General features: G+C 43.9%; 9 protein-coding genes. 6 read left to right on the forward strand and 3 right to left on the reverse strand.

Translation table 11 applies throughout. From position 1 onward, the window contains the following. The 4 genes from QT990_RS33625 to QT990_RS33640 all read left to right on the forward strand — a co-directional run. A partial coding sequence (locus tag QT990_RS33625) for a cobaltochelatase subunit CobN (RefSeq protein ID WP_333300902.1) occupies positions 1-1471 on the forward strand: 1471 nt, incomplete at its 5' end. A gap of 819 nt (positions 1472-2290) precedes the next feature. Beyond that, positions 2291-2653: a transposase gene (locus QT990_RS33630; protein WP_333300904.1), complete on the forward strand. Its 363-nt coding sequence runs from the start codon at positions 2291-2293 to the stop codon at positions 2651-2653. Between the two features lie 207 nt (positions 2654-2860). Next, a complete protein-coding gene (locus QT990_RS33635; protein WP_333144466.1) occupies positions 2861-4786 on the forward strand; it encodes a hypothetical protein in 1926 nt (641 codons plus the stop codon). Between the two features lie 174 nt (positions 4787-4960). Then, positions 4961-5587, forward strand: a complete 627-nt coding sequence (locus QT990_RS33640; RefSeq protein WP_333144465.1) for a HEAT repeat domain-containing protein — start codon at positions 4961-4963, stop codon at positions 5585-5587. On the opposite strand, the gene QT990_RS33645 is transcribed toward QT990_RS33640, so the two are convergent. Both QT990_RS33645 and QT990_RS33650 read right to left on the reverse strand, forming a co-directional pair. Next, a complete protein-coding gene (locus QT990_RS33645; protein WP_333144464.1) occupies positions 5576-5869 on the reverse strand; it encodes a DUF2103 domain-containing protein in 294 nt (97 codons plus the stop codon). The two genes, QT990_RS33640 and QT990_RS33645, sit on opposite strands and share 12 nt — an antisense overlap. Before the next feature lie 100 nt (positions 5870-5969). Further along, a complete protein-coding gene (locus QT990_RS33650) occupies positions 5970-6437 on the reverse strand; it encodes a response regulator (protein ID WP_333411838.1) in 468 nt (155 codons plus the stop codon). Between the two features lie 170 nt (positions 6438-6607). Between QT990_RS33650 and QT990_RS33655 the strand changes: the two genes are divergently transcribed. After that, positions 6608-7591 carry an Rpn family recombination-promoting nuclease/putative transposase gene (locus tag QT990_RS33655; protein WP_333308627.1) on the forward strand — a complete coding sequence of 328 codons (984 nt, stop codon included), beginning with the start codon at positions 6608-6610 and terminating at the stop codon, positions 7589-7591. A 123-nt stretch (positions 7592-7714) separates the two neighbouring features. Continuing rightward, on the forward strand, positions 7715-8041 hold the full coding sequence (locus QT990_RS33660) for an antibiotic biosynthesis monooxygenase (RefSeq protein ID WP_333107428.1): 327 nt from the start codon (positions 7715-7717) through the stop codon (positions 8039-8041). Here QT990_RS33660 and cas6 read toward each other — a convergent pair whose 3' ends face one another. Next, the gene (cas6, locus tag QT990_RS33665) at positions 8042-8923 is read right to left on the reverse strand and encodes a CRISPR-associated endoribonuclease Cas6 (protein WP_333144461.1); all 882 of its coding nucleotides are present in this window, start codon (positions 8921-8923) and stop codon (positions 8042-8044) included. Positions 8924-9027 lie beyond the last annotated feature (104 nt).

The following is a 9027-nucleotide window of genomic DNA, read 5'->3' on the forward strand; positions in this document are numbered from 1 at the left end:
GATGCCTGTGCCACAAACCAGCACAGGCAAGATGCCTGTGCCACAAACCAGCACAGGCAAGATGCCTGTGCCACAAACCAGCACAGGCAAGATGCCTGTGCCACAAATCAGCACAGGCAAGATGCCTGTGCCACAAGAGGGGTTGGATGGGGTTTTTGAGGAGGGCTTGCTAGTTAGGGATTTGTTGTTGCAAACGACGGATGAGTTGACTAATCTTTTGCGGGGTTTGAATGGGGAATATATTCTGTCGGCACCGGGTGGGGATTTGTTGCGGGATGGGGCTGGGGTGTTGCCAACTGGTCGGAATATTCACGCTTTAGATCCTTATCGGATGCCTTCTCCTGCTGCTTATGAAAGGGGGCGCGAAATTGCTCGGAAAATTATTGAGAAGCACGTTAAAGAACAGGGTAAATATCCTGAGACTGTGGCGGTGATGTTGTGGGGTTTGGATGCGATTAAAACCCGGGGCGAATCTATTGGAATTCTGCTAGAATTGGTGGGGGCTGAACCTCTTAAAGAAGGTACTGGCCGCATTGTTCGCTATGAATTAAAACCGTTAGCTGATGTCGGTCATCCCCGGATTGATGTGTTGGGAAATCTTTCGGGGATTTTCCGTGATAGCTTTGTGAATATTATTGAATTGTTGGATGATTTGTTCGTGCGGGCGGCGGATGCTGATGAACCGGAATCGGATAATTTTATTCGCAAACACGCTTTAATTTTGCAGGCAAAAGGTGTGCAGAATTATTCGGCAAGGTTGTTTTCTAATCCGGCTGGGGATTTTGGTTCTTTGGTTAACGATAGGGTTGTTGATGGTAGTTGGGAATCGGGGGATGAGTTGGGGAAAACTTGGGAAAGTCGCAATGTTTTTAGTTACGGGAGGAAGGATAAGGGGGAAGCGAGGCCGGAGGTTTTGACTCAGTTGTTGCAAGGGTGCGATCGCATAATTCAAGAAATTGATTCTGTTGAATACGGTTTGACTGATATTCAAGAGTATTATGCGAATACTGGCGGTTTGAAGAAAGCCGCAGAAAAGCAGCGTGGCAAAAAGGTTAACACGAGTTTTGTAGAAAGTTTTTCTCAGGATACAACTCCGCGCAATTTAGAAGATTTGCTGCGCTTGGAATATCGAACTAAGTTGCTAAATCCTAAGTGGGCTAACGCGATGGCAAATCAAGGTTCTGGCGGCGCTTATGAAATTTCGCAGCGGATGACGGCGTTAATTGGTTGGGGCGGAACGGCTGATTTTACTGATAGTTGGGTGTACGATCAGGCTGCTGATACTTATGCTTTGGATGAAGAGATGGCGAAGAAGTTGCGGGAGGCTAATCCTGAAGCTTTTCGCAATATTGTAGGGCGAATGTTGGAGGCTAACGGGCGGGGTTTTTGGCAGCCGGATGCGGATAAGTTGCAGCAGTTGCGCGAGTTGTATGAGTTGACTGATGAGAAAATTGAAGGGGTGACAGTGTAGTTTTTTTACTCTAAATATTTAACTGGTTCCTAGGCTCTGCCTGGGAACCGATACCCAGAGGCTCTGCCTCGCGCTTCCATGAAAATTGGAGGCAGAGCCTCCGGATCTGCGTTACCAGGCTCTGCCTGGTAACGAGCTGGGGGGGTAACAACCAGCCTGAAACCCATACCTTTGTAAGGATTGAGCCAATTCGCTGCTCAAAAAAGATAGGCAGCATAATTGTTACACGCTTGCCTATCTACAAAATAATGATACCAACATTCTACCTCATTCATTTAAAAAAACAACTAAGTTCAGCTCAATTTAAACTGATTGGAATCTTGCTACCCTTGATACAATCAGAAAAACAAGTGAGATTAAAACGGCTCTCGCGGGTAGTTCCCTATCCAATTACAACAGAAAGTCGGCGTAGAAAACTACAAAGGTTTCTCGACTTGCCGAACTTAACTATCTCACTAATTTGGTTCCCATTAATTACTTATTGGTTGATTACTTATTGCCGTGTTGGTCAAACTTTATCAAGATCAATCGACCGCAGTCAATGGGGCCGCCTTAATCTCTTTATGGTTAGCCTGAGCTGGGAGCGAAGAGCAATTCCATTATACTGGTCACTGTTGCAAAAATTGGGAAACACTAGCTTCGAGTCACAGACTACCAATTTACAGCAAGTTTTACCATTATTTTCAAAATATAAAGTCATCGTTTTAGGAGACCGTGAATTTTGTTCTGTCGATTTGGGAAACTGGCTGAGGGAAAAGGGTGTATCTTTTTGTTTAAGACTGAAAAAGAATCATCTTAATCGAAACGTAATATTTAGTTTTGCAACGGTTAGATGAATTAGGAATAGTACCAGGCACCTCTTTATATTTTCAAGGTAAAAGAGTGAGAAAAACTCAGCCTGCTACTGGATTTGATGTTGCTTGTAAGTGGAAAAGAAACTACGGGGGATGGAAAGTGGATGAAGCATGGTTTATTCTCACAGATTTAGGGTCATTGCCGGCAGCCATCAATGCTTATAAGCAGCGGATGGGTATTGAAGAACTGTTCCGAGACTGTAAAACAGGAGGCTACGATCTTGAAGGAACTAGCTTAAAAGGAGACCGACTTATTACCATGATTTTGCTCATGACGCGATCCTACAGTTCGGGAATATTTCAAGGCACGGAAATGAGCAAAAAATGAGGGAGGGGGCTTTAGGTACTAATTTTTATAAATTTCAGTGAAAATACTGAGGTTTGTAGCTGTAGTTTGTGAAACCGAACCTGTTAAAATAATATTACCATCTGGATGAGTTTTCAATTAAAAAAGTTTGGGTTTTGACTGCGGGCGATCGCGGAATGCTGGGAGATGGTTGTGTAGCGGCTAGAAGTATAAATCGGGGGATTCACCATGAGCAACGATCCTTTTGAAGTCCAGGTGCAACATTTTGTAGCGCTTAAGTCCAAGTATCAAGCAACAAAATATGAAGATTCATCTCCTTGTAGTCTTCTGTATCTCATTCTGCGAAAAGCTGATTTAGAATGTGCAATTACCGACTTCGAGTGGGATTGGTTACTAAACCAAGAGCTTTTGGAAACAATAGAAGCTATCGAGCAAGAGCCAGTACGTAAGGTTGAAGAACGAAGAAAACTAGATGCTAAATTTTCTCAACTCAAGTCTAAGTTCAAAGTAGCCAGACATCGCGATTTACGGCTATCCAGTCCTTTGTATCCTATCCTTTGGAAACTTGACTCAGAAAATCAGCTAACTGACTTAGAAGTTAAATACCTGCAACAACAGGGGCTTACTGAAACAGTTGCTATCGTTGAAGAGATGGCGCGATTTGCTGCACTAAAGGCTAAGTACCAAGCAACTGAATATCCAGATTGTTCACTTGATAGCCCCTTGTATCAAATCCTCAAGCAACTGGATGCACGAGAAATATTAAGTGATGTAGAGGCTAACTGGCTGTTCAACAACCAACTGGTTGATACTCTAGAAATTTTTTGGCAACAAAAAGCTGTACGGGAAGCTGAGTTTGCCCAACTCAAGGATAAGTACAAAGCTAGTGAATACGCAGAAACATCTGTCTGTAGTCCGCTCTATCAAATCCTGAAAAACCTGGATGCAGATATGCAGTTGAGCGAGTCAGAACTTAACTGGCTAGAAGAGTATCAACTTAGCGAAACGCTTAACATTGTTTTGGAGATTGAACAGACACGGCACTTTGCTGAACTGAAAGTTAAGTATAAAGCTAATGAATATGAGGATTCATCACGATCGAGCCATCTTTATAAAGTTCTCAAAAAAATTGATTTAGAAAATCCGCTAGGTGAGCCGGATATTAACTTTCTGAAAAAGCGTAAACTAACTGAGACAATTACTCTGGCGCTTGACAAATATGCTGCTAGTCTCAAGTCCAAAATTCAAGCGGGAGAGCAGTTGAGTGAGGCTGATTTGGATTGGGTGAAACAGAATGGACGTGATGATGTAATTACTTTTGCTATTGAAAACTATGTTGCTAGTCTGAAATCCAAAATCCAATCGGGAGAGCATTTAAGTGAGGCTGATATTGATTGGCTGAAACAGAATGGACGTGAAGACGTAATTACTTTTGCCCAAGAAAAGGAATTTGCTGCTCTCAAGGTCAAGTATCGGATTATAGATCGTGATTTCCCTTTCGATCCGTTTTACGCAATCATGGTCAAATTGGAGAAAGAAGAGCGTCTAGATCCTGTGTTAGTTGTTCAGTTAATACAACAGGGACTTTTAGCTAGTCATGGAAAGATTGCTATGGCTTACCACAGGCTGGAAGCGCTTTTCTACGATCGGGAATATGAGCGCACTGGAAATAAATGGAACTTGCCCAACGCCAGCAGTCATTGGCGCAAGGCAGATGAACCGGAAAGTGCATTGAAGGTGACAGAAAATCTGGACTTCGACCAAATCAAAGAAAATAAGCTCAAGTCAGCTTTGCTAACAACGAGGGGCGGTGCTTTCCGAGATATTGATAAATTAGATGATGCACAAAAGTGCGCGCTAAAAGCTATTGAGTATCAGCCTCAGAGTCATCATCCTTACACTTTGATGGGAGCTATTTGTTATGAGCGGGGTCAATATTCACAGGGCGATGATTGGTTTAACAAGGCAATTAAACGCGGTGCTGAATCAGAAGATATAGATTCCGAACTCAAGCAGGTTGTCAAAAATGCTAAAGATGAGAAGCGTCGGGAAGTTGTGGAATATCTGCTGAAAAAAAATCCGCAGCGGTATGCTTGGGCTAAGTTTTATCGGAAGCGCCAAGGCGGTGAGGATGCACAGCGCAAGAATTCCTAGCGCGGGTATGGAGTCGAGTTTTTGGCCGATTCGACTCTTTAACCAAGACAGTCCTACTTCGAGCAGGGTAAGCTTTTCAAGTTAATCGCCGCGCCTCACCCACGCTGCAAAAAGTTCGATCGCGCGATCGACCCAACCTACAATTACAATAGTCACGGTAAAGCTTACAAATAAATGGCATTAGAACTAATTCAGGCTGTCGAACAAGCAGATTCTTCCGAAGGCTTGTTAAACGCAGTCAAAGCACTGGCGGCAGCTTCCTCAAAACAAGCAATTCCTACCTTAATTACAGTGCTCGGTTACAACAACCCAGGCGCCGCTGTTGCCGCCGTTGACGGGCTGATTCAACTCGGAGAAGCTGCGGTGCTGCCGCTTCTAGAACAGCTTGACGGCTACAATTACGGGGCGAGAGCTTGGGCTGTTCGGGCTTTGGCGGGAATTGGCGACCCCAGGGGTTTGGAGATTTTGCTCGATGCAGCGGCGAATGACTTTGCTTTGAGCGTGCGGCGGGCGGCGGTTAGGGGTTTGGGGACGATTTGCTGGGAATTGATGCCGGCAGAACAAATTGCAGATGCTCAACTTCGCGCTGTGAAAACGCTACTGCAAGCGTCCCGAGATCCAGAATGGGTGGTGCGCTACGCAGCAGCGGGGGGTTTGCAAGCTTTGGCGGGTGCTGCGACTGTTAAACCGGATTGGTTAGCGGAAGTTTCGGCCAGACTTGAGGAAATCACCCAAAGCGATGAAACTACTTCAGTTAAGGCTCGGGCTTTGCTTGCTAAGAAAATATTGTCACTTGGCTAGGGTTTGGGCGATCGTCTCTTCCAAGTCCCCTTGAGTGAGAGTCGTTAATATAAAGACTTCTTGTACGGTTTTGCCCTGTCTGGCGATGATTTTAAATCCCCCGCGGATGGGTACTGACACTCTTAATGTCATGCGGGGGATGTGTCCTTTAACTTTGTTGATGACCCCAGGTGTGACTGTTTGAATGCCCATTTTTAGGGTGAGGCGCTCTAAAATTGGTATCAAACCGGGAAGGTGGGTAGAGTGATTCCAAACAAGGCGGCCTTTGGGTTGTGCGTTCATAAATATTTAACCAAATTCAACATACCCAGTCTAAGCCACCCCTGGGGGGAACCAATTTGAAATTCCCTCAACTTATGTATCCATAACGTTACTGTGCGTGTCATTGCGAGCAAACCGAGGCAATCTCAAACCGAGATTTTTGATTGCTGGCGCGCAAGCTGAGATTTGATGGCACAGAATTGTCCTGTACTTTTTGATGTTGTGGGTTGCTAACTGTCGGTTTTTCTAGTTGAGTGGCGATCGCCCCGAGGATTTCTGCTAGGCTGCAAGGTTTCTGGAGATAGCCGTCTGCTTTGAGTTCCAGGGCTTTTTCCATTTCGGAGGCTGTCATAAAAATAAACGGAATGCTGGCAGTTGCAGGGTGCGATCGCACGGCTGCGAATACTTCAAAACCGTTTAGTTCCGGCATCATGACATCAGACAAAATTAAATCGGGAATTTGGGCAGCTAACTGGATACCAACTTTTCCATTTTCAGCGCCTACAGCTTCAAAACCGCGCGATGCCAGAAGTTCTAATACGGTTTCTCGAATTAAGTTATTGTCTTCAATTACTAATATTTTGGTCATTGTTGTTACTTTTATGTTGGTTTTATTTTTACTTGTATGTTAAATTTATACCACCCGTATTTTCATAAATTCAAGTGGGCTATTGCAGCGACCCAGTTTTCGCAGCGCCCAAGCGATCGCGCTTCATCAAAATCTTTCATAAATCACTAAAACAGATTAAGAAAAATATCATGAAATTTATCAGCCCTAAAACAGACTTTGCCTTCAAAAAAATCTTTGGTTCCACCGACAGCCAAGACATCCTCATCAGCTTCTTAAATGCTCTAATTTACGCCGGTGAGCCAATCATCCAAGACTTGCAAATTATTGACCCTTACTCGGCTGCTACCGTTAGCGGACTCAAAGATAGTTATTTGGATGTCAAAGCTCGAATTACCGGCAACAAGACGGTAATTATTGAAATGCAAGTTCTGAATGTAGCCGCTTTTGAAAAACGAGTCATCTACAACTTAGCCAAAACCTATGCCAACCAACTCAAAATTAGAGAAGGTTATCCGAGATTAAAACCAGTAATTGCTTTGACGATTACCGATTTTGAAATGTTTAAAGAACAACCTGATGTTATTTCTCATTTCGTTTTCAAAGAAAAAGAGAAACTATTTGATTATCCCCATCTCCAAGTAGAAATGTTTTTTGTCGAGTTGCCGAAGTTCAAAAAAGAGTTAGATGAACTCACAAGTTTGACTGATAAATGGATTTATTTTATGAAGCACACTCCCGATCTAGAAACAATCCCAGCCACAATGGAAACAGTTCCAGAACTAGAAAAAGCTTTTCAAATTGCCAATGAAGCTAACTTAAGCTTGAAAGAGTTCCAGGATATGGAAGCCCAAGAAGCGGCGATCGAAGAACAGCGGGGAATAGTTTCTAGAGGTATAGAAGAAGGTTTGGAGCGAGCTAGGGCTCAATTGATGCAAGAAGGCCGTCAAGCAGGGATGCAAGAAGGCCGTCAAGCAGGGATGCAAGAAGGGATTAGAGCAGGTCAAAGAGCATTAATTTTGCGTCTGCTGGAGCGACGAGTAGGAGCCGTAAATCCCGATGTAGTTTCGCGGATTGGGGAATTATCGGTTGAGCAATTAGAGAGTTTGGTAGAGGAGGTAGTCGGATTTTCTAGTTTATCCGATTTAATGGTTTGGTTGGATAGAGCAGAATAAGAGAGAGAGCGATCGCTGTGAGGTTTTTTTAGGTCGATCTACTTATAAACAGCGATATTCACAAATTTCGGGCGATCGGGTAAAATATAACTTAGTGTATCGCTATTAAGTGAGGAAAAAGATATGTCAGAATTTCTCGACTTTCTCCGACATCAGTTTGCCTACGTTGCCATTGGCGAATTTAAACCAGGAAAATTTGAAGCTGCAGAACAACTTTTTGAAAAAGCCGTTGCAACTTATGCCACAGGTTTTAAGGGAGCATACCTGCTGCAATTGCCCAATACAGACAAAGGTATTGCCATCATTTTTTGGGAAAGTGTAGAAGATATGGCAGCCAATCAAAGCGAAGCTTATCAGGAAATATTGAAGCAGATGGCGCCTTTGTTTGCGAAAATACCAGACACTGATGTTTATGAAATAGTCAGTGAAATTCAGCCCAAGGGTGAATAATTAAAAATCATGCAACCGGCGCGTCATTCCCATTCCCATCGGCGTCTTTCGCCCGACTCCGCTATAAAGCGCAAAATCTGCTAAAGTGTTAATTTGCTTGATAGTAGCAGGAGCTATATCTCCCATAATTCGGTAACTAATATCGCCGACGCAGCCAATAAATTTACTGCGAGAATCCGTACTAACTTCTGTTCTGATATCGAAGAAACTGGGAAAAATAGCTTCTGTGAAAGTAGGTTCGATCGCAATCCGGCTGTACTTGTTCCAGCGATTCGCTAAACTGCCGAAAATACTTTCACGAGTGGGCATAGCACTATCATATACACCTTGCCGAAAATTAGTAGGAGTGCAAAAACTAAAAGCAATTTGGCGCTCAGTTTCCGAAGCTTTATCGAACAATTCGGCGTAAGTACAAAAGTTTACCCAAGGCTGGTTTGATTGCGGTTCGCTCAAAATATTAGTAATGTATATATTTGTCGGGCCGAGATGCCAAGGGCGAGCGAAATTAAGTTGCTGCCAAAGTTGAGTTAGGCGATCGAACAAACTGTCATCCAGCAGAGAAATTCGCCACCAAATCGGCGTATTTTCCTGAATTGCTTGCTTGTGTTCCCACTGTACAGCCGGAGATATTGTGCGGGAAGCCGGAGGCAAAACTCTCTTTTGTGGCTGGGGCGTACTGCTTTTGTAAGCCTCTTTTCTGCTTACTTGAAAAGGGCTTAAAGTGAAAGCTTTTTCATGAGATTGGTCGTGCAGGTACGCGCTCAAATCGCTGTCTACAGCACCCACAAGGTTCAAAAATAAAGCGTGGAGATGCCGTCCCGTTAAAAACTGAGATGGAATTGGTGCAACTGGCTGCAGGTTTAAAACAAGGCTGTGGGGCATTTTTAAATTATATACTGTGTCTGTATCGCCTTTCTCAGTAACATGAGGTGCTCTGGCGGGCATAGGGCATAGGGCATAGGGCATAGGGCATAGGGCATAGGGCA

Source organism: Microcoleus sp. T3_B1, assembly GCF_036700445.1.
GTDB lineage: Bacteria > Cyanobacteriota > Cyanobacteriia > Cyanobacteriales > Microcoleaceae > Microcoleus.

Bases quoted from the DNA above. Each gene is read 5' to 3' on its own strand.
- QT990_RS33635 (WP_333144466.1), top strand. From the start codon at position 2,861: ATGAGCAACGATCCTTTTGAAGTCCAGGTGCAACATTTTGTAGCGCTT.
- QT990_RS33640 (WP_333144465.1), top strand. From the start codon at position 4,961: ATGGCATTAGAACTAATTCAGGCTGTCGAACAAGCAGATTCTTCCGAA.
- QT990_RS33645 (WP_333144464.1), bottom strand. From the start codon at position 5,869: ATGAACGCACAACCCAAAGGCCGCCTTGTTTGGAATCACTCTACCCAC.
- QT990_RS33650 (WP_333411838.1), bottom strand. From the start codon at position 6,437: ATGACCAAAATATTAGTAATTGAAGACAATAACTTAATTCGAGAAACC.
- QT990_RS33655 (WP_333308627.1), top strand. From the start codon at position 6,608: ATGAAATTTATCAGCCCTAAAACAGACTTTGCCTTCAAAAAAATCTTT.
- QT990_RS33660 (WP_333107428.1), top strand. From the start codon at position 7,715: ATGTCAGAATTTCTCGACTTTCTCCGACATCAGTTTGCCTACGTTGCC.
- cas6 (WP_333144461.1), bottom strand. From the start codon at position 8,923: ATGCCCCACAGCCTTGTTTTAAACCTGCAGCCAGTTGCACCAATTCCA.